Below are 21,253 nucleotides of genomic sequence, written 5' to 3' on the forward strand. Positions count from 1 at the left end.
TTCTGATTACAGTCTTTTCTTTAATTGAGGTACAACCTGATCTTTCCACTGATAAAAATCACCGGCAATAATATGCTCTCTCGCCACTTTTACCAGATCCAGATAAAATGCGAGGTTATGAATAGATGCAATCTGCTTCGCCAGGTATTCTTTAGCTACAAAAAGATGTCTCACATACGCTTTGCTGTATTCCTGATCTACGAAACTGGTCCCAAACTCATCCAACGGCGAAAAATCGGATTTCCATTTTTCGTTTTTCATATTCATGATGCCCTGCCATGTGAACAGCATCGCGTTTCTTGCGTTTCTGGTCGGCATTACGCAATCCATCATATCAACCCCAAGACCGATACTTTCCAGGATATTCCACGGTGTGCCAACGCCCATCAGGTATCTGGGTTTCTCTTTTGGGAGAATATCGGTTACTTCATTGGTAATCCTGTACATTTCCTCTTCCGGTTCTCCTACGGAAAGGCCGCCAATAGCATTGCCCTCTGCGCCGGCTTCGGAAATTACCTCAGCGGAAATTTTTCTCAGATCAGAAAAACAAGAACCTTGTACAATTGGGAACAACCTCTGTTTGTGTCCGTATAATTCTTTGTTTTCCTCTGTCCAACTGATACATCTTTTCAGCCAGCGGTGCGTAAGTTCCATGGACGTTTTTACAGCATTGTAATCGCTGGGATAAGCAATACATTCATCAAAAGCCATAAAAATATCGGCACCAATCTGTCTTTGGATCTGCATAGAAACTTCTGGTGACATAAAACGAAGGCTGCCATCAATGTGTGATTTGAATTTCACACCCTCTTCGGTTATTTTTCTGCTTTTTGCCAAAGAAAAAACCTGATAACCACCGGAATCGGTAAGGATTGGTCTGTCCCAGTTCATAAACTGGTGAAGGCCGCCTGCCTGCTGCATAATATCCATGGTTGGGCGCAACATAAGATGGTATGTATTCCCCAAGATAATCTGGGCCTTGATATCATCTCTCAGCTCGCGCTGATGCACGGTTTTTACGGACGCCACCGTACCAACCGGCATAAAGATTGGGGTTTGTATCTGTCCGTGGTCTGTCGTTATAACGCCGGCTCTTGCTTTAGACTCCGTCGTTTTTTCGATTTGAAAAAAATTCATGTTCTCTTTTAATTTGTGTCCAGGCTATTTAACCCTGGATGCTCTAACTATTATATCTACTGCCGAACCTGTGACGGAAGATTGCCGGATTCCTTCAGTTTTTTATTAATATAAGCTTCTGCGCCTGGATCTTTGGCCTTGATAATATCCTCTGCCTGATCAAAAATATCCTGCATGGTATCAGGCTTGGTCATATAGTATTGATAACTTTCTGTAAATAGCTCCGCTTTGATATTATACTTCTTGAGGATATAACGTGTGGCATTTTCTGAATTGATATTCCCACCAATAGCAAAAGTCTGCTCGTTGATCGCAAAATCAGCAATAAGCTCGGCCATCTTATCTTCGTCCAGGATATGGGCAGGCTTCTGCAATGCTTCTCCGCAGGAAAAAACACTTAATAAAACCATTACTGTCCATATCAAATTCTTCATCTTATAATTTACCAATCAGGCTTTTCCATTTTAGATTTAATACGCCAAAAACGGCTTCTTTTATAATCCCGCCATTCATTTTGCTTACTCCTTCTGTTCTGTCGGTAAAAATGATGGGAACCTCAACAATCTTAAGATTTTTCTTAAAAACGCGAAACTTCATCTCAACCTGAAAACCATAACCTTTCAGTTTTATCTTATCCAGCCCAATGGCGATTAATGTTTCTTTTTTGAAACAGACAAACCCCGCAGTCGTGTCGTGGATAGGCAAACCAAGTACAAAACGCACATATTTGGACGCAAAATAGGAAAGCAAAACCCTACCCATTGGCCAATTCACCACGTTCACACCTTTAGAATACCTGGACCCGACAGACATATCAGCATTTTTACAGGCCTCATAAAGCTTGATCAGATCTTTGGGATTGTGCGAAAAATCGGCATCCATCTCAAAAATATAATCATAATTGTTTGCAATAGCCCACTGGAAACCGTGGATATAAGCTTTCCCCAATCCGTCTTTAATTTTCCTTACGGTGAGATGCAACTGTACGGGATAGGTTTCCCGAAGTCTTTTTACAATCTCAGCTGTGCCGTCTGGCGAAGAATCGTCCACAACCAATACATGGAAATCCTGCTGCAAAGCAAAAACCTCCGAAATAATCTTTTCGATGTTTTCCTTTTCGTTGTAAGTTGGGATAATGACAAGCTTCTTCATTCGGCAAATAATTCGCAAAGATAATCTTTTAACTGCTAATCTTTTTTGGACCGATGGAAATTAACTTTTTTTAACCAGAATATTTTAACGAATTAAATATCAAAAGAGACCTGACTAATTCTTATTTTTGCAAAAAATAGGAAAATTGATTCGGATAACGGAAAATAATGATTGGGTGGTGTACTGTATTCTTGGGAGTATATTTGCATACATTTTTATGCTGTCTGTTTTCCAGCGCGATGCCAATATCAAGGATTTTCTGACGCAAAAAGTGGATGACTCCAGCAATCTGCTTCCTTCGTGGCTGATGATCTCAATCGTTAGAAACGTACTGATTGCTACACTCCTGTCCCAATTTGTCCCTATTGTCCCAAAGGTTTTTACTGACATTCAGGTGGGTGGTTTTCAGATCAATAAATTTGGTTTTACCTTTTTAGCATTATTGGTTTTTGACATCCTTCACAATATTTTGACATTCCTTTTCTATGCCAGTGTTGGCAGCAGTAAAAACCTGAAGGGCCTTACGCTAGCCTCCAGCAAATACTATTTTGTAGAGTCTATCGGCCTCATCATTGCGGGGTTTGCTCTTTATTTTTACCCTGTGGACCTGGTTCGGTTTTTTTACATCATTATTTTGATCATCTCATGCTCATTTTTGCTTAAGAATCTTATATATCTGTTTCACAACCAGCCCGTACTGCCAGGAAAATGGTATTATAAATTTTTGTATATTTGCACGCTTCAAATAGTACCCGTTTTGGTACTATGGAAGTTCTTGTTTTATTAGATGTAACATACACATTTTAAGATGAAAATCAAATCTATTTTAGTTTCGCAGCCCGCTCCCAATGAGTCTTCACCATATTTGGAAATAGCAAAGAAAGAGAAAATCAAGATCGATTTTCGCCCTTTTATACATGTTGAAGGTGTTGATGCAAAAGATCTCAGGACTCAGAAAATAGACTTATCACAATTTACAGGGATTATTTTCACCAGTAAAAATGCCATAGACCATTATTTTCGTCTGGCTGAGGAAATGAGGTTTACCGTGCCGGACTCTATGCGATACATTTGCCAGTCCGAAGCGATTGCCAACTATCTGCAGAAACATATTGTTTACAGAAAAAGAAAAATCAGTTTTGGAGAAAAACATTTTTCTGATCTGACACCTTTGTTTAAAAAATACCCTTCTGAAAAATACCTTTTGCCATCATCTGATATCCTAAGTCCCGAGATTCCAAAAGTATTGGACGCTGCCAACGTAGACTGGACAAGGGCTGTAATGTACAAGACCGTACCAAGTGATCTTACCGATATCAATATCAAGGATTACGACATGCTGGTATTCTTTAGCCATCCGGGGATTAAGTCACTGGGAATCAACTTCCCTGATTTTAAGCAGGAAGATACAAAAATTGCGGTTTTTGGCTCCACCACACAGGCTGCCGCAGAGGAAGCCGGTTTGACCGTCAATGTAATGGCACCAACCAAAGAGACCCCATCTATGACAATGGCCATAGAAAAATATATCAAAACTGTTAATAAGTAATTAACTGTCACCATACACAGAAACCGTCTTCTCCCGCAGAAGATGGTTTTTTGTTTAAATTTGTTTAATCTGAAACGACTTCAGAATAATATTTTGATTTAGAAATGAATGCTCCAAAAGCAAAAAAAATAGAAAAACTTCTCGAAATTCATAACGACAAAAGGATTGACCCTTATTTCTGGATGAACGAGCGGGAAAACCCTGAGGTTTTACAATATCTGGAAGATGAAAATGCTTATTCGGATTTTGTAATGAAGGAGACAGAGGATCTGCAAAACGAGCTGTATGAAGAAATGAAGTCGCGCTATAAAAAAGATGACGAGTCTCTGCCCTACTTCTTCAATGGTTATTGGTACATCGTAAGGTATGAAGACGGCAAAGAATATCCGATTTTTTCCAGAAAGTTCAAGACTTTAGAAAATGACGAAGAAATCCTTCTGGATGTTAATCAGTTGGCAGAGGGCGAATCTTTTTTTGAGACCGGCAGCATCTCTGTCAGCGTCAACAATGATATCCTCTCTTACTCTACCGATAATGTGGGGAGAAGAATTTATAAAATATCCTTCAAAAACCTGAAAACGGGAGAAGTTTATCCTGATGTTATCGAGAACACAACCGGGAAAGCGGTTTGGGCCGCTGATAATCAGCACGTTTTCTACATCAGGAAGGATGAAAGCCTGCGAGCTTTCCAAATCTACCGCCACAAGCTGGGCACGGATGCGGAGAATGATGTCCTGATTTTCCACGAAGAAGATGAGACCTTTGATGTCAGCCTCTTCAAAACCAAATCGATGGAATATATTTTCATCGCTTCATCCAGCACCAATGAAGATGAGATGAGATTCATCCCGGCAAATGATGCTTTCGCCGATTGGACGCTTATACAGCCAAGAACCGAAGATCTGGAATATTCGGTTGAGCATTACCAGGATGATTTTTATATCATCACCAATGCAGATGATTCTACCAACTTCAAGATCGTCAAAACAAAAGTGGCCACACCATCCATCGAAAACTGGGTAGATTTTATCCCACACCGTGAAAACGTTTTGCTGGAAGGTTTTGAGATTTTCAAAAATTATTTTGTGACCGAGGAACGAGAAAAAGGCCTTCTACAAATCAACATTATTGATAATCAATCTAATAGCTCTTACTACCTGCCATTCTCCGATCCTACTTATACTGCTTATATTGGCATCAATATGGAGTTTGACACCGATGTTTTGCGCTTTGGTTATACTTCGCTTACAAAACCATCTTCCACTTACGAGTATAATATGAAAGAGAAAACCACCACTCTACTGAAGCAGCAGGAAGTTTTGGGTGGCAAATTCTTCCCGGAAAATTATATTTCTGAAAGAATTTGGGCTCCTGCAAGAGACGGAAAACAGATTGCCATCTCTTTGGTTTATCACAAAGACACTCAAAAATCGGCCAATACGCCACTTTTACTTTATGGTTATGGCAGCTACGGCCATACCGTGGATGCAACATTCTCTAGCGTAAGGCTGTCAATCCTGGACAGAGGTTTTATATACGCCATTGCCCACATCCGTGGAGGCGAATATCTTGGCCGCGAGTGGTACGAAGAAGGGAAAATGCTGCAAAAGAAAAATACATTTTTTGATTTTATCGATGCAGCAAAACATTTGATTTCAAACCATTATACTTCACCAAGACATCTTTATGCCATGGGAGGAAGTGCTGGCGGACTCCTGATGGGTGCGGTCATGAATTATAACCCAGAACTTTTCAACGGGATTGTAGCGCAGGTTCCTTTTGTGGATGTTGTGACCACAATGCTGGATGACACCATTCCGCTTACGACAGGAGAATACGACGAGTGGGGAAATCCTAATGACAAGGACTATTATGATTATATGAAATCCTACTCGCCGTACGATAATATTGAAGCCAAAAATTATCCTAACATATTAATTACCACAGGATTCCATGATTCTCAGGTGCAATATTGGGAACCGGCAAAATGGACTGCAAAATTAAGAGATCTCAAAACGGATGACAATATCCTGATCTTCAAAACCGATATGAGCAGCGGACACGGTGGCGCCAGCGGCCGATTTGAAAGCTTGAAGGAAATTGCCTTGGAGTATGCGTTTTTGCTAAAAATTGATAAATAGGTTAGCCACTGCAGATAAAATTAGTTTCATTATTATATTCTGCAAAGTCAAATCATTGGGAGTTAAAAAGCATTGGGATACCAAAAAACTTCATGATCTTTGTGTTTAAATCTCTAAGATAAATTCATTAATGAAAACCGATAACACCCGAGTTTACAAAATGGCTTTTTCAGGAGTCTATCCGCATTACATCGCTAAAGCTGAGAAAAAAGGCAGGACAAAAGCCGAAGTTGACGCCATTATTTTTTGGCTGACCGGTTATGATTCTAACAAGCTTCGGGAGATCATCAATAATAAAATTGATTTCGAAACATTTTTTGCTGAAGCAGAACTTAATCCAAATGTTTCAAAAATAACGGGTACCATCTGTGGGTACCGTGTTGAGGACATAGAAGATCCGCTCATGCAGAAAATCCGGTATCTGGATAAACTGATTGACGAACTGGCGAAGGGAAAAACATTGGAAAAAATTTTAAGACAATAAAAGTAGTTAGAAGATGAATGACAGAAGTTATTAATTCTCCGGATCATTCATCAACTATCAATTATCATTTATAATATGACAGAAGCAGAAATCTGGAAAAAAATAGAACAGTTTTTTGAAGAAAACTTTCAAACCGAAAAAAATCCGCCTATCGAAACCATATTGTTCCTCATTGGGATACAGGAGTTAGGCAGCGGTCAACAAAAATTCACCAAAGATGATAAGGTCAACCTCATCCATATTGCGGTTTGCAGGTTACTGGAACCTTTTGGATATTACAAATTCAGTCATTATAATGAAGGCTGGCCCGAGTTTGAAAAGCTGGAAGATTTGCCGGAACTCAAGCCCAACGAGCAGTCGCTTCTTATGAAAAAAGCAATCATCCAGTATTTTGAAGACGAAGAAATTGATTTGGATTAAGGCTCTTTTCTTGTAGATTCGGCAAATTTAGAGGATGATAGTGTAAAAATCTTTTTGATTTTTTTATCTGCGAGAAAAAATTAATTCAATTATTCTTCAGATAACAAATCCTCCAGCTGATTCAGTCCCATTTTAAAACCTTCTTCAAAACCCATCTCGAGGATCTGATTCATTTCTTCTGCAGAATTAAAATTGAGATTAAAAGTCATTCTCGTGCCTTCTTCTATCCCTGTAAAACCAATCAGCCATGATGTCTGAGGTAAATCTGTACGCACCATCCCTTTGTCATCAGCAAATGCATCGGTGCTGGCAATGCTCCTGTGCGGCATTATCTCACCAAATCCCACAATGGCAAAATGCTTCTCGCCGGCTGGCCCTTTCATAGCGTAGAGCCAAGTACCGTTTTGACGGAAGTCCATTTTTTCGGTTTCGCATTTCCAGGGTTTTGGTGCCCACCATTGGTCCAGCAATTCCGGCTTTGTAAAATGATCCCACAACGTCGCGACATCAGCATTATAAACTTTCATCACATAAATCCCGGCTTCGGAATCTTTGCTAAATATAATCTCGGAGTTCATATCGTTTAATTTTTAATAAAGTTAATATTAAAAAATCACACCAAATATTTCTGTGGCAACATATTTGATATTCACAATAAAATGTTAAAAAACTTCATTTTAAGAAATATTTAATAATTACTGAGTGTTATTTTTATTGTGATAATCTTAAAAAGAGTAATTTTAACTTTTCAAAACCAAAAAATTATAATGAATAATAAGTTCATTCCTATTATCTCTGTTTTTATGACAATTTCGCTGGTCGTTTTTGTATCCTTGCAGCTATATTGGATAAGAGAATTATATACGTCGCTGGAGCAGGATTTTTCGAACAAAGTTTATTCTGCTTTAGAAACATCAACTCAAAAAGTTAATCAGATTGAGGTTAATAAATATTGGAATGAGACCTACAACAATGTTGGGAAAGAAGTTTTAGCATCTAAAAATCAACCTGTTAAAACGTACATCCAACAAAGTTCTGACTCTGCCAACCGTTCTAATATCCTTTTCCAGACCAGTATTGTAGAGAAACAGAACATCCCTGTTTCCGCAAAAGGCGATACGCTGTACACCACCAAGCTTTACAAGGATGAAGGACAGCTAAAAGTTAAAAGGAGTTCTCCGGAGCCCTTAACAACCAACATCAGCAGAGATATTGATAATAATTCTTATCAGATGAAGGAGTTTGCAAGGCTTAGCGCCTCTAGTCTGCCTATCGAAAAACGGGTTTCCAACAAAACCATAGATTCGGTGTTGTCCAAAGAGCTTCGGTTAAAAGGCATTGATACCAAATTTGGCTTCGGGATTATTAATAAAAACAACCAACTGACAACAGTTGCCAATAACATTTATCTGGATCAAAAGGATAAAACCAACTATACATATCCGATTTTTACGGACAGCAAAGACCGCACATTATATACGTTGGCTCTGGTATTCCCTAGGAAAGATTATTCTCTGGTAAAACATAACCTGCCGATGCTGTTGGGGACTTTTATCTCATTACTGACGATTTTGGGGATATACATCATATCCATTAATTATATGATGCGGCAGAAAAAAATTGCAGAGATCAAGACTGATTTTATTAACAATATGTCGCATGAATTCAAAACACCACTGGCGACCATCTCTGTAGCAACAGACTCGCTGGCCAATGATAAGATTGCGACAGACCCGGATAAAGTGAAGTACTATTCCGGACTTATAAAACAGGAAAACCTGAGGATGAAAAAGCAGGTAGAAACCGTTCTCAACATGTCTAAACTAGAGCGTAATGAGATGCCTCTTCACCTGAAAGAAACCAACGTACGCGAACTTATTAAAAAGATTGCAGAATCTTTTCGCCTGATTGTTAATGAAAGAAACGGAAGCCTTACCACAGAATTCAATGCTACAAAATATAATTTTAAAGTAGATGAGTTTCATATTTCCAATGCATTGATCAATCTGCTGGATAACGCCAACAAGTATTCTCCAGAAACGCCCGAGATTAAGCTGACAACCCGCAACGAGGGAAACTGGTATGTGATAGAAATCTCTGACAAAGGCATGGGAATGGATGCTGTTAACAGGAACAAGATTTTTGAAAAATTCTTCCGCGAGGAGACAGGAAACATCCATAATGTGAAGGGCCAGGGCCTTGGATTATCTTATGTGAAAAAGATTGTTGACATCCACAAAGGACAAATCCACGTGGATTCTCACAAGGGAAAAGGAAGCACATTCACCATAAAACTGCCAATGGTTTAGTATTGAGTTAGCCAAAAGGAAATAAAGGACAAACATCAAAAAGAGAAATAAGAATTAACAAAATAAAGAAGTATTAAATCTTCAGTTTTAATTATAAAATCAAACGCTATGAGCAACAGAATATTATTAGTAGAAGACGACCAAAGCTTTGGTGCAGTTCTAAAGGATTATCTTACCATCAACAACTTTGAGGTGACTTTGGCCACCGATGGAGAAATGGGACTGAAAGAGTTTACAGAAAAAGAATTTGACATCTGCATCTTCGATGTAATGATGCCAAAAAAAGACGGTTTTTCTCTGGCAGAAGACGTAAAAAAGATTGACAAAAACACACCAATCATTTTCCTTACTGCGAGGAATATGCGTGAAGACATCCTGAAAGGCTACCAGATTGGCGCCGATGATTATATCACAAAACCATTTGATACAGAATTGCTCTTATATAAAATCAAAGCAATTCTCCAGAGAAGCGCCGTGCTGGAAAATGAAGACCAGGAACAGTTCAAGATCAGCAATATCTTCTTCGATTCTATGTTGAGACAACTGAGAGTTGGCGAAAACGAATATAAGCTTTCCCCAAAAGAAAACGAATTGCTTAAACTTCTTTGTATCCACAGAAACGACTTTATGCCAAGAGACCTGGCACTTAGAAAAATCTGGAAAAAAGAGAATTACTTTACCGCAAGAAGTATGGATGTTTACATCGCAAAACTTAGAAAACTTCTGAAAGACGATGATGGCCTGGAGATCATCAATGTACACGGAGAAGGTTTTAGACTATTGGTAAAAAATCCATAATTCACATTTCAATTATAAAAAAAGCCTTTCTGAGTTTCATATTCAGAAAGGCTTTTTTATACTTTGTACAAAATACAATGGATTAATTTGTAGCCATCTTAGCTGCAGAATCTCCAAGAATCTGATCCTTAATCTCTGCATTTTTCAGCCATTGTGAGCTTGCCATATAATTTTGATCAGGATAGTAGACAAACAGGCAGGTGCCATTCTTGATTGTATTGATTATAGGCTGCGCCAATTCTCTGGGAATTGCCGGGCAACCCCAGCTCCTGCCAATTCTTTTTTGCGATTTGATAAAATCTTCGCTTACATAATTGGCCCCATGCATCACAATACAACGTGCCAGAGCGGCATCATTGTAACCTCTGTCCATCCCGAATAAACGCAGAGAATAGCCATTGTCACCAATGTAAGTCTGCTCTGTAATGTAAAATCCCAAACTGGACTGGTGCGAATCCTCTGTATTGGAAAAGCTGGTTGCAAACTCTTCTCCGGTACCTTTGCCATGCGCTACCAGAGAATTAAAAAGTACTTTTTTCTTATCAAGATCCAAGACCCAAAGCCTTTTTTTGCAGGAAGATAAACTGAAATCACAGACCGACAACAAATGTGAGGATGCATCCAGTTTTCCGGATTTTTTCAAATTTTGAAATCCTAAAAATGCTTTTTCAAAGACTTCAAAACTCAATGTTTCATCCTCAAAGCGGAGATTTTTGTAAACTTCTTCTGCCTGACTTTCTGATGAGAAATTCTTTTTGGGGCTTAGCTTTACTTCTTTAGTAACCGTCTTTTTCTCTGCATTTTTCATCTCAATTTTTGCAAGATAAAAGGATGTTGTCACCAGATAAACCAAGCCTAACAATAATGGGAATTTCTTCATTAACTATAATATTAAGTTTTATTTAGCGATGCAAAATTATATATAAATCATTATCAGAAAGTTATCTCCGCCTTTTTTAACTCTTTTTAGTAAACTTTAACTTTAAAACCTGCTAATGCATAATTTTTTATTAAGAGTTTATTATGATTTTGATTTATTAATTTTTCTCTGTGAACTCTACATAAGACTGAACAATCGTTGTAGTTTCTTTGCAAAAAAATAAATATCTACATTTGAAAACGGATTATAAAGTTATAAATTGCATTAAACTTTTTGAGTATGCCAACATTGAAAATCGCAGGTCTGAATCTGGACATTGTATGGAAAAATAAATCCGCAAATTTCGAACAAATCGAAACTCAATGTGATGCTGTACAGGCTGATCTGTTTCTTTTACCGGAGATGTTTTCTACAGGATTTTGCATGGAAGCCGAAAAAGTTGCAGACAGAAATCTAGAAACTTTGACATGGATGAAATCCTTTGCCAAAAGCAAAGAGGCTGCAGTTGCGGGCAGTGTTTCGGTAGAAGAAAATGGGAGTTTTTATAATCGATTTTATTTTGTTTTTCCCGATGGAAGTTTTGAATACTATGACAAGAGGCATTTGTTTTCCTATTCAGGGGAAGACAAAATTTATACTGCGGGAACAGAACGAAAAATTATTGATTATAAAGGATTTAGGATTCTTTTGCAGGTTTGTTTTGATTTGCGTTTTCCTGTATTTGCGAGAAACCAAGACGATTATGATGCGATGTTATATGTCGCAAACTGGCCAAAATCAAGAGTTGACGCCTGGAAGTCTTTGTTAAAAGCCCGTTCAATCGAAAATCAGGCTTTTCTTTTCGGGTTGAACAGAATCGGAACTGATGGTTATAATCTTGAGTATGAAGAAAGCTCACAGGTTTATTTCCCGGACGGAAGAGAAATCTCAATAAGGGAAAGCAACCTCATCAGAACGGAATGGCATCTTGAAGAATTACAGGAATTCAGAAATAAATTTCCTTTTTTGAAGGACAGGGATGGGTTTGAAATCCAGTACTAAATCAAGCATATTGGTTTAGCAAACCAACCAGAGAATTAACATCATGCACACCGCTCTCTTTCCACAGCATTTGTCCTTTTTTGAAAATGGCTAAAGTTGGAACGCCTCTTACGCTGTATTCATTAGCAATAGAAGGAAATTGGTCGATATCTATTTTTACGATTCTTGCTTTCTCTCCAACCTGTTCCTTAACTGATGTAAGAACTGAAGACTGGACTTTGCATGGCTGGCACCAAGTAGCAAAAAAGTCAATAAGAACAGGGCGTTCGGATTGTATGAGTTCCTGAAATTTTTGTGACATAACAGATAGATTTTAGTTATTAAAAACTCTTCGCCAAACTCCCAGTAACACATCTGCTTAATTCCGCGTTGTCACGATGAAGTTTTCGAAGGCTTTTGGTTCTATTTACAAAGTTTTACTCTGGCAAACAAAATTGCTTAAAGGGATTTTATCCGTTTTTTTAATAGCGTTGAAACCACCATCAATCTCAGTAAAATTCCTGTATCCTCTCGACTGCAAAATGCTTGCCGCAATCATGCTTCTGTAGCCGCCAGCGCAATGGATATAAAAATGCTCAGAATGATCCAGATTATTTACCCAATCATTGATGTAAGCTAAAGGTTTGCTGTATGCATCATTGATATGCTCTGCCTCATATTCTGCCTCCTTTCTGACGTCGACCACTTTGGCATTATCAGAAAACTCTAAATTAAATTCTTCGGCAGTAATTCTTCTGATTTCGTCGGTTTCTTTCCCTGAATTTTTCCAGGCTTCAAAACCACCGTCTAAAAATCCCAGTACATTATCAAATCCTACACGGCTTAGCCTTGTAATGACTTCTTCTTCCGTTCCCCAATCAGAAACCAAAAGGATAGGCTGCTGCACATCAACAATCATCGCTCCTACCCAAGGTGCAAAATCACCTTTGATCCCAATATTAATAGAATTCGGGACAAAACCTTTGTGAAAAATGGCTGCGTTCCTGGTATCCAGGATCAGCGCTCCGGTCTCTTCTGCAGCGGTTTCAAACTCCTCTACAGAAAGCGGATGTTTTCCCTTTTTGAGGACCTGATCAAAACTTTCGTAGCCACCTTTGTTCATGGCAACATTCATCCCAAAATATTTTGGAGGTGCCGTTAATCCGTCCAGTACTTCATTAATAAACGATTCTCTATTAGGCTGATTCAGAGCATAATTCGTCCTTTTCTGATTGCCCAACGTATCCACTGTCTCTTTCTGCATATTTTTGCCACAGGCAGATCCTGCACCATGAGCGGGATAGACTGTCACAGAATCGTCCAGTGGCATGATCTTATTCATAAGGCTGTCATATAACATCCCGGCAAGATCTTTCTCATCAATTTCGCCTGCTTTCTGGGCAAGATCTGGCCGGCCAACATCGCCCAGAAAAAGTGTATCACCAGAAAAAATGGCAGTTTCGTTACCGTTCTCGTCAATCAGGAGGTAAGTAGAACTTTCCAAAGTGTGTCCCGGTGTATGAAGGACTTTTATTTTGATTTTACCAATCTCGAAAATCTGATGGTCTTCTGCTATAATGGCATCAAACTCGGGTTTTGCGGTTGGCCCGTAAACAATGGGAGCCCCGGTTTTTTTGGATAGATCCAAATGTCCGGATACAAAATCGGCATGAAAATGCGTTTCAAAAATATATTTGAGCTTAACCTTGTCTTTTTCCAAACGGTCCAGATAGGGCTTCACCTCTCTCAGCGGATCGATAATTGCCGCTTCGTTTTCGGAAACGATGTAATAAGCGCCCTGCGCAAGACAACCTGTATAGATTTGCTCAACCTTCATCTTAATATAATTTTCTAGCTTATAAAATAATCGACTAGTAGTTTATTAATTACAAATATGGGATTATTTGGAATAACTATAAATAAATTTTAAGAGATATTATGTATTATCCCAATCGAATTTCAAACATTTGTTCGATTCTGCGAATATACGCCAACTCTAATTAATATAGAAGTGAGCCTTTTCAGCATGTGTGCCTTTTTATGTGCCTAATTTTCTTGAGGCCATATAGAAAAAAAATATCTAAACGCAAAATAACCCCTAAATCATTAGTAAGGATATAAAAAGAAAAAACCACTAGACTAATCTAGTGGTTTTGCTCCTCCTGCTGGGCTCGAACCAGCGACCCTCTGATTAACAGTCGGTTTTATTGTGTTTTATTATAATTTGCTTAATCTTTATTATGCTTTATTTTCTTTGATTATCAATTGTTTACAAATATTTTTCTTGTACAGTATTTTATAATATTTTACTTTTGGAGCGCAAATGTTCATGAAATGTTCGTGAAAAAATTTTTGTAAAACACGATAAACAGGAACATCTGAAAAAAATGTTCGTGAAAAACGATAAAAATTGACACAAAATGGTAAGTTACACCTTTACACTTGCTCCAAAAGCGAATAAAACAGGGGAGAGAAGTATCATAATTTCATTTATAAAAGACCGCAAAAACACAAGTCTTTCAATCGGGAAAACTTGCAAGGAGAAGGACTGGAGTTTTGACGCTTGTCGTCTGAAAACTTCGCATCCCAATCACGCTAACCTCAACAAATTTATTGAGCGCAGAATTAAGATCATTGACGAGATTATCGACGATTTCGATAAAAATGGAATCTACTTCACGCTTCCTGATCTTATCAATAAACTAAAGACGAGCAGCGGACAAAGCATTTCCTTAACCTATACGAGTTTCCACGAAGATTTGATTAGAAATCTTTTGGCATCGGATAAAACCGGAACAGCGAAAGTGGAAAAAGATACTCTGAATGCGCTGCAACGGTTCTTTGGCAAAAAAGACATTAGCTTTAATGAATTGGATTATTCTAACTTGAAAAAATTTGAAGCCTATTGCATTTCTCGCGGGAATAGGGAGTCCAGTATCGCGATTAGAATGCGGACTTTGTCCGTTTTTTTGGTCATTCCCCATTTCGGAATCAAGATAATAAGTTGCGGGGGCTGATAAAGTCTTACCATAATTTTTTGTGAAATTTGATAAAAAAATTACCATTGTTAGGATTAAAGTAAATTTGAATTGATGAATCATAACGTTAGGTTTGTAAGTGTTTCAAAGTACTTAAAAAAGTTGCCATAAAAATTGAATCATTTTGGCTGATAAATAAATTATTTTGTCTTTTTGATATTTTTAAGGTCTACATTATAATCAAATTGCTTAATTTTTCACCATCAAAATAATGAAGAATTTCATAGTGTGGCTTCTTTGTGCAGAACAGTTTTTTTTATAAAACTTTCGTTTTTTTATACTATAAAAAATGCTGAAATGTACTGCCGCGCAAAGATTCTTATCATAATTTAAAACAAATCATCCATGTACAGAACTTTTTTCTTTAGTCTTGCTGCTCTATGTGCAGGCTTTGTATCTTTTGCCCAGCAGAATGAATGGGAAAATCCCTCTATCCTCGACCGTAATAAGCTGGAAGGTCATTCCCAATTTGTTATTTACGATTCCGGACAATCTGCAAAATCTGATAACCCGGAACAGTCTCCGTATTTCAAAAGCCTGAATGGCGAATGGAAATTTACTCTGGTAAAAAACCCGGCATTAAAGTCCAAGGATTTTTACACAACAGGCTTTAATGACAGCTCTTGGAAAAATATTCCGGTTCCTTCCAACTGGGAAATCCAGGGATATGATATTCCTATTTATACCAATATTATTTATCCTTTCCCGAAAGACCCGCCTTACATCAAAGGCGATTATAATCCTGTTGGCAGCTATAGGAAAACTTTTACACTTCCCGACAGCTGGGATCATCAGTCGGTAATCCTGCATTTTGGCTCCATTTCCGGATACGCGCAGGTTTTCCTGAACGGGAAGGAAGTAGGAATGACCAAAGCCAGCAAAACCCCGGCTGAATTTGATATTACAAAATTTTTAAAAAAAGGAGAGAACCTGTTGGCCGTTCAGGTAACACGTTGGCACGACGGAAGCTATCTGGAAGACCAGGATATGTTCCGCCTTTCAGGAATTGAGCGCGATGTTTGGCTGCAAGCAGTGCCGGATATTTCCGTATGGGATTATGAAATTAAAGCTGATCTTGATAAAACCTATCAGAACGGGATGCTGGATGCAAAAGTGGATTTGAGAAAGTTCTCCAATTCTAAAAATAAACCAGGTGTGCTGTTTTTTACGCTTTACGATCCTTCCGGAAAAGAAGTTTTCAAAGATTCCCGGAAATATACTACAGCTGCACAGCTGACATTTAAGACAGAAATCCCCTCAGTGCACAAATGGCATCCGGAAACGCCAAGCCTTTACCGATATCAGATGCAATGGAAATCTTCCGATGGGAAAGATCAGGTCATCAGTGGATTCACTGGTTTCCGGAAAGTGGAAATAAAAGATGCTCAGCTAATGGTAAACGGGAAACCGATAATGGTAAAAGGAGTCAATTCGCACGAGCATGATCCAAAAACCGGCCATGTTCCAAATCCTGAGCTTCTGAAAAAAGATATGCAGCTGATGAAGCAGGCCAATATCAACACCATCAGGATGAGCCATTATCCGCACGATCCAAGCTGGTACAAATTTGCAGATCAATACGGTTTCTTCATTATTGATGAAGCCAATATAGAAAGCCACGGAATGGGCGTTTCCTACGACAGCGATTTGGATAAATCCAAACATCCCGCTTATCTTCCTGTTTGGGCGCCTGCGCATATGGACCGCATAAAAAGAATGGTAGCTGTGGACAAAAACCATCCTTCTATTATTGTATGGAGTATGGGTAACGAATGTGGGAACGGCCAGGTATTTTACGATGCATACGATTGGCTGAAGGAAAACCAACCGGGAAGACCAGTAATGTTTGAACAAGCCGAACAGAACCGGAATACCGATATTGTAGCTCCTATGTACCCACCCATTTCTTATATGAAAGAATATGCGTTAAGCGACAAAAAGCGCCCGTTCATTATGTGTGAGTATAGTCATGCTATGGGGAACAGCAGCGGTAATTTTCAGGAATATTTTGATGTTATCGCAACAAGCCCGAAAATGCAGGGCGGTGCAATTTGGGATTGGGTAGATCAGGCTTTCCCTGCTAAAAATGAAAAAGGAGAACTGTATTATGGTTATGGCGGGGATTTCGGTGGAGAAAACCTTCAGAATGACCTTAATTTTTGCGGAAACGGAATTATCGATACCGAAAGAAATGTACATCCGGGATATTTTGAAGTAAAAAAAGTATATCAGGATATCAATTTCGCATACAATAATGGAACTTTGAATATCAGGAACAAATACAATCAGCTCCCTTTATCGGATTTCAATTTCAAATGGGAATTGCTGAAAGACGGGAAGCCGGTTCAGAACGGAACATTCAGTGCAAATGCACAAGCCGGGAAATCAGAACAAATTCCTTTAAAGCTAAATACAACCGGAAAAGGAGAATATTACCTGAGTGTGTATGCCTATCAGAAAAATGCGACAGAAATGATTCCGGCAGATTTTGAGCTGGCAAGAGAACAGTTCAAAATTTCCGGGGATTATTTTACCGAAAACGGAACTTCGGCAAAAGGAAAGGTGAAATCTGCCAAAAAAGGAGATCAGCTTACCTTTGAAGCCGGAAACGTTACCGGAACTTTCGACCTGAAAACCGGAAAGCTGGCTTCATACAAAAAAGCAAACAAGGAAACTGTAACCGGTTTCCCGGAGCCGTTCTTCTGGCGTGCACCCACCGATAACGATTTCGGAAACAAGATGCCGCAAAAGCTTAAAGCCTGGAAAAATGCACACCAAAACCCTACAATTAAGAACATCAGCATAGACAAAAAAAATAAAGAAGGACTCTTGGTAAATGTGCAATATCAGCTGAAAGATCTGGATATCCCTTATCAGGTATCATATCTTGTTCGTCCGGATGGTGAAATTACCGTTACCGCTTCCATCGACAAAACCGGAAAAAATCTGCCCGAAATTCCACGCTTCGGAATGCGTATGGAACTTCCCGGAAGTTTTGAAAACCTGAAATATTACGGCCGCGGTCCTTGGGAAAATTACAGCGACAGAAATACCGCCTCGTTTATGGGGATTTACAACGGAAAAGTAAAAGACCAATATACCTGGAATTATCTTCGTCCGCAGGAATCCGGAAACAAAACCGATGCACGCTGGATCGAACTTTCCAACGGAAATACAACTTTTAAAATTACCGGCGAACAACCGCTAAGCTTCAGCGCACTGAATGTGAAAACGGAAAGTATTGATCCGGGAGATGAAAAAAAGAGATGGCATACACTTACCGATTCTCATCCGCAGGATAAAGTTTTTCTTAGTGTTGACCTTGCTCAGCGCGGTGTTGGCGGCGATAACAGCTGGGGAGCGCTCCCGCACGAAAAGTATTTGCTGAATGCCGATAAATACAGTTATAGCTATACCATAAGTGTAGAATAATCCTTGTTGTATGGCGAAAAGAACAATACAATTTTCTCAGTTTCTCATCGTTTTTTTTCCTGCTTTTTTCTTAGCACAATCTGTGGATAAGAATCTTTGGAAAGCGCAAATTAATCTCGAAAAAAAGTATCAGACCATCGATAACTTTGCTGCGGCCGGATGTTGGTTTGCAGAAGGCATCGGCAAATACTGGCCGGAAGAGAAGAAACAAAAAATTGCCCAGTTGCTTTTTAGCCGGCAAACCGACGATAAAGGAAATCCTTTGGGAATAGGGCTTTCGGGATGGCGCTTTAATATCGGTGCAGGAACACAGGAGCAGGCAGATAAAAGCGGTATCAGCGATTTCCGCAAAAGGGTGGAATGCTTTCAGAATCCTGACGGAAGCTACAGCTGGAACCGGCAGGAAGGATACCAGTGGTTTTTGAAAAAAGCCAAAGAATACGGTGTAGAACGCTTGATCGCCTTTTCCAATTCACCGCCGGTTTTTATGACGAAAAATGGACTGGGATTTAAAACGGAAAAAGACAATACTTGCAACCTTCCGGCAAATCGTTTTTCGGATTTTGCGAAATTTTTGGCAGAAGTGGTCGAACATTTTGAAAAAGAAAACCTGCATTTTGATTATCTCAGCCCGGTTAACGAACCGCAATGGGATTGGTTTGGCGAATTTGGAAAAGCAAAGCAGGAAGGTTCGCCTTGGAGCAATGCAGATATTTCTGAAATAGCAAAAATTCTCGATAAAGAGCTTTCAAAACAACAGCTGAATACAAAAATACTTTTGACGGAAGCCGCGCAGCTCGATTTTCTGTATGCAGGTTACGGTCCTGCACAACAGCAGGTATCAGCATTTTACGATGAAGAAAGTCCGCAATATCTTGGGAACCTTACACATCTTCCTAAAATTATAGCAGGACACAGCTATTTCACAGAATCATCGGATAAGCGACTGCTGGATGTCAGGAAAAAAACCGGTGAAATTGCAGATAAATACAGGCTAAATTTTTGGCAGTCAGAATATTCTATGCTGGGAAAAGGTTATACAGAAGGCAAATCGGGACAGGTCTCCGCTATAGATTGTGCGCTGTTCCTGGCGAAAGTGATCCATTTTGACCTGACGGTTGCCAACGCTTCGGCTTGGCAATTTTGGAATGCTTTTGAACCGGGACCTTCGGAGTACGATACCCGATATTATTTTATTGCTTTGGATCCCAATGAAACTTATACCAACGGAAATTTTCATCCAGTCAAGACACTTTGGGCGATGGGACATTACAGCTATTTCATTCGGCCGGGGATGCAGCGTATCGACTTAAATATGGGATTATCGCCGGAGCAGCAGGCGCAGGAAGTAATGGCTTCAGCCTATCAGGGTCCTTCAACCGGGAAAGTTGTAGTTGTATTGATTAATTATTCGCCGGAAGAAAAAACCGTGAAGTTCGATCTTCCCACGAAGTTCAGGGAAATTACGCAATATCTTACCACAAAAGATCCGGAGATGAATATGAAGAAAAACGCCGTCCGAAAAGGAAAACTCAGGAAATGGAATTTTCCGCCACGATCTATTTCAACATTAGTTTTTGAACCATAAATCCAAAATACAATGAAAAAACTCATATTTCTGTATATTTTATTTCTGTTTTCTAACTTTCCGGCGCAGAACGGCAAGAATATAAGCTTCAAGCCGGGCGAAATATGGAAGGATACAGATGGTGTCCACATTAATGCGCACGGAGGCGGAATTTTGTTCGATAAAGGAACATATTATTGGTTTGGCGAATTTAAAGGTGATACCAATGATGCGCAGGTTGGCGTAACGGTTTATTCCGGCAAAGATCTTTACAACTGGAAAAATGAAGGAGTTGCCCTGAAAGTGAGCGAAGATCCGAATTCCGAAATCACAAAAGGCTCGATTATCGAACGTCCGAAGGTAATCTATAACACCAAAACGAAAAAATATGTGATGTGGTTTCATCTCGAATTAAAGGGAAGAGGATATGAAGCTGCCAGAACCGGCCTTGCAGTTAGCGATAAGCCGGCAGGACCTTACCGTTTTATTCGTTCTTACCGACCAAATGTAGGAAACTGGCCTGTTGATTTTCCCGATTCTCAGAAAAGAAGAGTGAAAGGGGAAGATACCATCAAAAGCTGGACCCCGAAATGGATTGAAGCCATCCAGGACGGAATGTTCCTGAGACGGGATTTCGCAGTCGGGCAAATGTCCAGGGATATGCAGCTTTTTGTAGATGATGACGGAAAAGCTTATCACATCCATTCCGCTGAGGAAAACGGCACTCTTCATATAAGTCTTCTGACGGATGATTATCAGGATTTTACAAATGAATTTGCGGTAATGATGCCGTCAGACTTCAACGAAGCGCCTGCCATCTTCAAAAAAGACGGAATGTATTATATGATCGCTTCCGGAACCACAGGCTGGAAACCCAATCCTGCAAGATCTTTCCGTGCGAAAAATATTTTTGGTCCTTGGGAATCACTTGGAAACCCTGCGGTTGGCCCAAAAGCGGAAACCACTTTTGATTCGCAAAGCACCTATATCCTTCCGGTTCAGGGGAAAAAAGATCAGTTTATTTAGTCTCTCCTTAAACCACCTATAATTTACTGATTATTAGTATTTTGGGTTTAAAATAGCTTGTTTTTTATTGCAAGAATTTGTATCTTAGAGCTTTAAAACCTTGCAAATATGTTGGGGAAAAATCCAGAAAAGAAGCCAGAATTATTTCGCCCAATGTTGGTGGATTTTATTGACCACGAGCATGAACTTGTTCTACTTTCAGAAAAAATAGATTGGAATTATTTTGAGAAAGAATTTTCGCCCTTGTATTCCAAAGTGGGCAATCCGAGCCATCCGATTCGGTTTATGGTGGGTTGTTTG

Annotated in this window: 19 protein-coding genes and 1 pseudogene; 13 read left to right on the top strand and 7 right to left on the bottom strand. The window is 39.2% G+C overall.

Features of this window, described 5'->3' with window-relative positions; translation table 11 throughout:
• Positions 1–6: 6 nt before the first annotated feature.
• From tgt to B0B05_RS00720, 3 genes are read right to left on the bottom strand one after another with little or no spacing between them, the layout of a single operon-like run.
• Complete coding sequence (tgt, locus tag B0B05_RS00710) at positions 7–1,137, bottom strand: tRNA guanosine(34) transglycosylase Tgt (RefSeq protein WP_076781484.1); 1,131 nt, start codon at positions 1,135–1,137, stop codon at positions 7–9.
• 56 nt (positions 1,138–1,193) lie between these two features.
• On the bottom strand, positions 1,194–1,571 hold the full coding sequence (locus tag B0B05_RS00715; protein WP_076781530.1) for a DUF4296 domain-containing protein: 378 nt from the start codon (positions 1,569–1,571) through the stop codon (positions 1,194–1,196).
• 1 nt (position 1,572) lies between these two features.
• On the bottom strand, positions 1,573–2,289 hold the full coding sequence (locus B0B05_RS00720; protein WP_076781487.1) for a polyprenol monophosphomannose synthase: 717 nt from the start codon (positions 2,287–2,289) through the stop codon (positions 1,573–1,575).
• A 145-nt stretch (positions 2,290–2,434) separates the two neighbouring features.
• Between B0B05_RS00720 and B0B05_RS00725 the strand changes: the two genes are divergently transcribed.
• The 5 genes from B0B05_RS00725 to B0B05_RS00745 all read left to right on the top strand — a co-directional run bounded on the left by B0B05_RS00725 (position 2,435) and on the right by B0B05_RS00745 (position 6,883).
• Entirely contained in the window at positions 2,435–3,076 is a 642-nt protein-coding gene (locus B0B05_RS00725; RefSeq protein ID WP_143745917.1) for a DUF4271 domain-containing protein, read from the top strand.
• Positions 3,077–3,097: 21 nt separating this feature from the next.
• Positions 3,098–3,838, top strand: a complete 741-nt coding sequence (locus B0B05_RS00730; protein WP_076781491.1) for a uroporphyrinogen-III synthase — start codon at positions 3,098–3,100, stop codon at positions 3,836–3,838.
• A 104-nt stretch (positions 3,839–3,942) separates the two neighbouring features.
• Entirely contained in the window at positions 3,943–5,979 is a 2,037-nt protein-coding gene (locus B0B05_RS00735) for a S9 family peptidase (protein ID WP_076781492.1), read from the top strand.
• A 130-nt stretch (positions 5,980–6,109) separates the two neighbouring features.
• On the top strand, positions 6,110–6,463 hold the full coding sequence (locus B0B05_RS00740) for a DUF2200 domain-containing protein (protein WP_076781495.1): 354 nt from the start codon (positions 6,110–6,112) through the stop codon (positions 6,461–6,463).
• 75 nt (positions 6,464–6,538) lie between these two features.
• Positions 6,539–6,883, top strand: coding sequence for a hypothetical protein (locus B0B05_RS00745; protein ID WP_076781498.1), 345 nt, complete (start codon positions 6,539–6,541; stop codon positions 6,881–6,883).
• An 89-nt stretch (positions 6,884–6,972) separates the two neighbouring features.
• On the opposite strand, the gene B0B05_RS00750 is transcribed toward B0B05_RS00745, so the two are convergent.
• Complete coding sequence (locus tag B0B05_RS00750; protein WP_076781499.1) at positions 6,973–7,461, bottom strand: SRPBCC family protein; 489 nt, start codon at positions 7,459–7,461, stop codon at positions 6,973–6,975.
• A gap of 189 nt (positions 7,462–7,650) precedes the next feature.
• Between B0B05_RS00750 and B0B05_RS00755 the strand changes: the two genes are divergently transcribed.
• Positions 7,651–9,192, top strand: coding sequence for a sensor histidine kinase (locus B0B05_RS00755; protein WP_076781501.1), 1,542 nt, complete (start codon positions 7,651–7,653; stop codon positions 9,190–9,192).
• Between the two features lie 108 nt (positions 9,193–9,300).
• On the top strand, positions 9,301–9,990 hold the full coding sequence (locus B0B05_RS00760; RefSeq protein WP_076781503.1) for a response regulator transcription factor: 690 nt from the start codon (positions 9,301–9,303) through the stop codon (positions 9,988–9,990).
• 82 nt (positions 9,991–10,072) lie between these two features.
• On the opposite strand, the gene B0B05_RS00765 is transcribed toward B0B05_RS00760, so the two are convergent.
• Positions 10,073–10,870: a murein L,D-transpeptidase catalytic domain family protein gene (locus B0B05_RS00765; RefSeq protein ID WP_076781504.1), complete on the bottom strand. Its 798-nt coding sequence runs from the start codon at positions 10,868–10,870 to the stop codon at positions 10,073–10,075.
• A 279-nt stretch (positions 10,871–11,149) separates the two neighbouring features.
• On the opposite strand from B0B05_RS00765, the gene B0B05_RS00770 reads away from it, so the two are divergent.
• Positions 11,150–11,911, top strand: coding sequence for an amidohydrolase (locus B0B05_RS00770; protein ID WP_076781506.1), 762 nt, complete (start codon positions 11,150–11,152; stop codon positions 11,909–11,911).
• 1 nt (position 11,912) lies between these two features.
• On the opposite strand, the gene B0B05_RS00775 is transcribed toward B0B05_RS00770, so the two are convergent.
• On the bottom strand, positions 11,913–12,212 hold the full coding sequence (locus B0B05_RS00775) for a thioredoxin family protein (protein ID WP_076781508.1): 300 nt from the start codon (positions 12,210–12,212) through the stop codon (positions 11,913–11,915).
• Positions 12,213–12,317: 105 nt separating this feature from the next.
• Positions 12,318–13,727, bottom strand: coding sequence for an MBL fold metallo-hydrolase (locus B0B05_RS00780; RefSeq protein ID WP_076781511.1), 1,410 nt, complete (start codon positions 13,725–13,727; stop codon positions 12,318–12,320).
• A 583-nt stretch (positions 13,728–14,310) separates the two neighbouring features.
• Here B0B05_RS00780 and B0B05_RS00785 point away from each other — a divergent pair.
• From B0B05_RS00785 to B0B05_RS00805, 5 genes and pseudogenes are all read left to right on the top strand, one after another.
• Entirely contained in the window at positions 14,311–14,907 is a 597-nt protein-coding gene (locus B0B05_RS00785; protein WP_076781513.1) for a phage integrase SAM-like domain-containing protein, read from the top strand.
• Positions 14,908–15,273: 366 nt separating this feature from the next.
• Positions 15,274–18,360 (top strand): glycoside hydrolase family 2 TIM barrel-domain containing protein, encoded by a 3,087-nt coding sequence (locus tag B0B05_RS00790; protein ID WP_076781515.1) that lies wholly within the window; start codon positions 15,274–15,276, stop codon positions 18,358–18,360.
• 10 nt (positions 18,361–18,370) lie between these two features.
• Complete coding sequence (locus B0B05_RS00795; RefSeq protein WP_084173835.1) at positions 18,371–19,948, top strand: glycoside hydrolase; 1,578 nt, start codon at positions 18,371–18,373, stop codon at positions 19,946–19,948.
• Between the two features lie 12 nt (positions 19,949–19,960).
• Positions 19,961–20,953 (top strand): glycoside hydrolase family 43 protein, encoded by a 993-nt coding sequence (locus B0B05_RS00800; protein ID WP_076781516.1) that lies wholly within the window; start codon positions 19,961–19,963, stop codon positions 20,951–20,953.
• A 108-nt stretch (positions 20,954–21,061) separates the two neighbouring features.
• Positions 21,062–21,253: pseudogene (locus B0B05_RS00805) on the top strand (IS5/IS1182 family transposase); the annotation flags it as partial.

Origin of the sequence: Epilithonimonas bovis DSM 19482 (assembly GCF_900108115.1) — a bacterium.
GTDB lineage: Bacteria > Bacteroidota > Bacteroidia > Flavobacteriales > Weeksellaceae > Epilithonimonas > Epilithonimonas bovis.

Coding starts and splice junctions, on each gene's coding strand:
- tgt (WP_076781484.1), bottom strand. CDS start 1,137: ATGAATTTTTTTCAAATCGAAAAAACGACGGAGTCTAAAGCAAGAGCC.
- B0B05_RS00715 (WP_076781530.1), bottom strand. CDS start 1,571: ATGAAGAATTTGATATGGACAGTAATGGTTTTATTAAGTGTTTTTTCC.
- B0B05_RS00720 (WP_076781487.1), bottom strand. CDS start 2,289: ATGAAGAAGCTTGTCATTATCCCAACTTACAACGAAAAGGAAAACATC.
- B0B05_RS00730 (WP_076781491.1), top strand. CDS start 3,098: ATGAAAATCAAATCTATTTTAGTTTCGCAGCCCGCTCCCAATGAGTCT.
- B0B05_RS00735 (WP_076781492.1), top strand. CDS start 3,943: ATGAATGCTCCAAAAGCAAAAAAAATAGAAAAACTTCTCGAAATTCAT.
- B0B05_RS00740 (WP_076781495.1), top strand. CDS start 6,110: ATGAAAACCGATAACACCCGAGTTTACAAAATGGCTTTTTCAGGAGTC.
- B0B05_RS00745 (WP_076781498.1), top strand. CDS start 6,539: ATGACAGAAGCAGAAATCTGGAAAAAAATAGAACAGTTTTTTGAAGAA.
- B0B05_RS00750 (WP_076781499.1), bottom strand. CDS start 7,461: ATGAACTCCGAGATTATATTTAGCAAAGATTCCGAAGCCGGGATTTAT.
- B0B05_RS00755 (WP_076781501.1), top strand. CDS start 7,651: ATGAATAATAAGTTCATTCCTATTATCTCTGTTTTTATGACAATTTCG.
- B0B05_RS00760 (WP_076781503.1), top strand. CDS start 9,301: ATGAGCAACAGAATATTATTAGTAGAAGACGACCAAAGCTTTGGTGCA.
- B0B05_RS00765 (WP_076781504.1), bottom strand. CDS start 10,870: ATGAAGAAATTCCCATTATTGTTAGGCTTGGTTTATCTGGTGACAACA.
- B0B05_RS00770 (WP_076781506.1), top strand. CDS start 11,150: ATGCCAACATTGAAAATCGCAGGTCTGAATCTGGACATTGTATGGAAA.
- B0B05_RS00775 (WP_076781508.1), bottom strand. CDS start 12,212: ATGTCACAAAAATTTCAGGAACTCATACAATCCGAACGCCCTGTTCTT.
- B0B05_RS00780 (WP_076781511.1), bottom strand. CDS start 13,727: ATGAAGGTTGAGCAAATCTATACAGGTTGTCTTGCGCAGGGCGCTTAT.
- B0B05_RS00785 (WP_076781513.1), top strand. CDS start 14,311: ATGGTAAGTTACACCTTTACACTTGCTCCAAAAGCGAATAAAACAGGG.
- B0B05_RS00790 (WP_076781515.1), top strand. CDS start 15,274: ATGTACAGAACTTTTTTCTTTAGTCTTGCTGCTCTATGTGCAGGCTTT.
- B0B05_RS00795 (WP_084173835.1), top strand. CDS start 18,371: ATGGCGAAAAGAACAATACAATTTTCTCAGTTTCTCATCGTTTTTTTT.
- B0B05_RS00800 (WP_076781516.1), top strand. CDS start 19,961: ATGAAAAAACTCATATTTCTGTATATTTTATTTCTGTTTTCTAACTTT.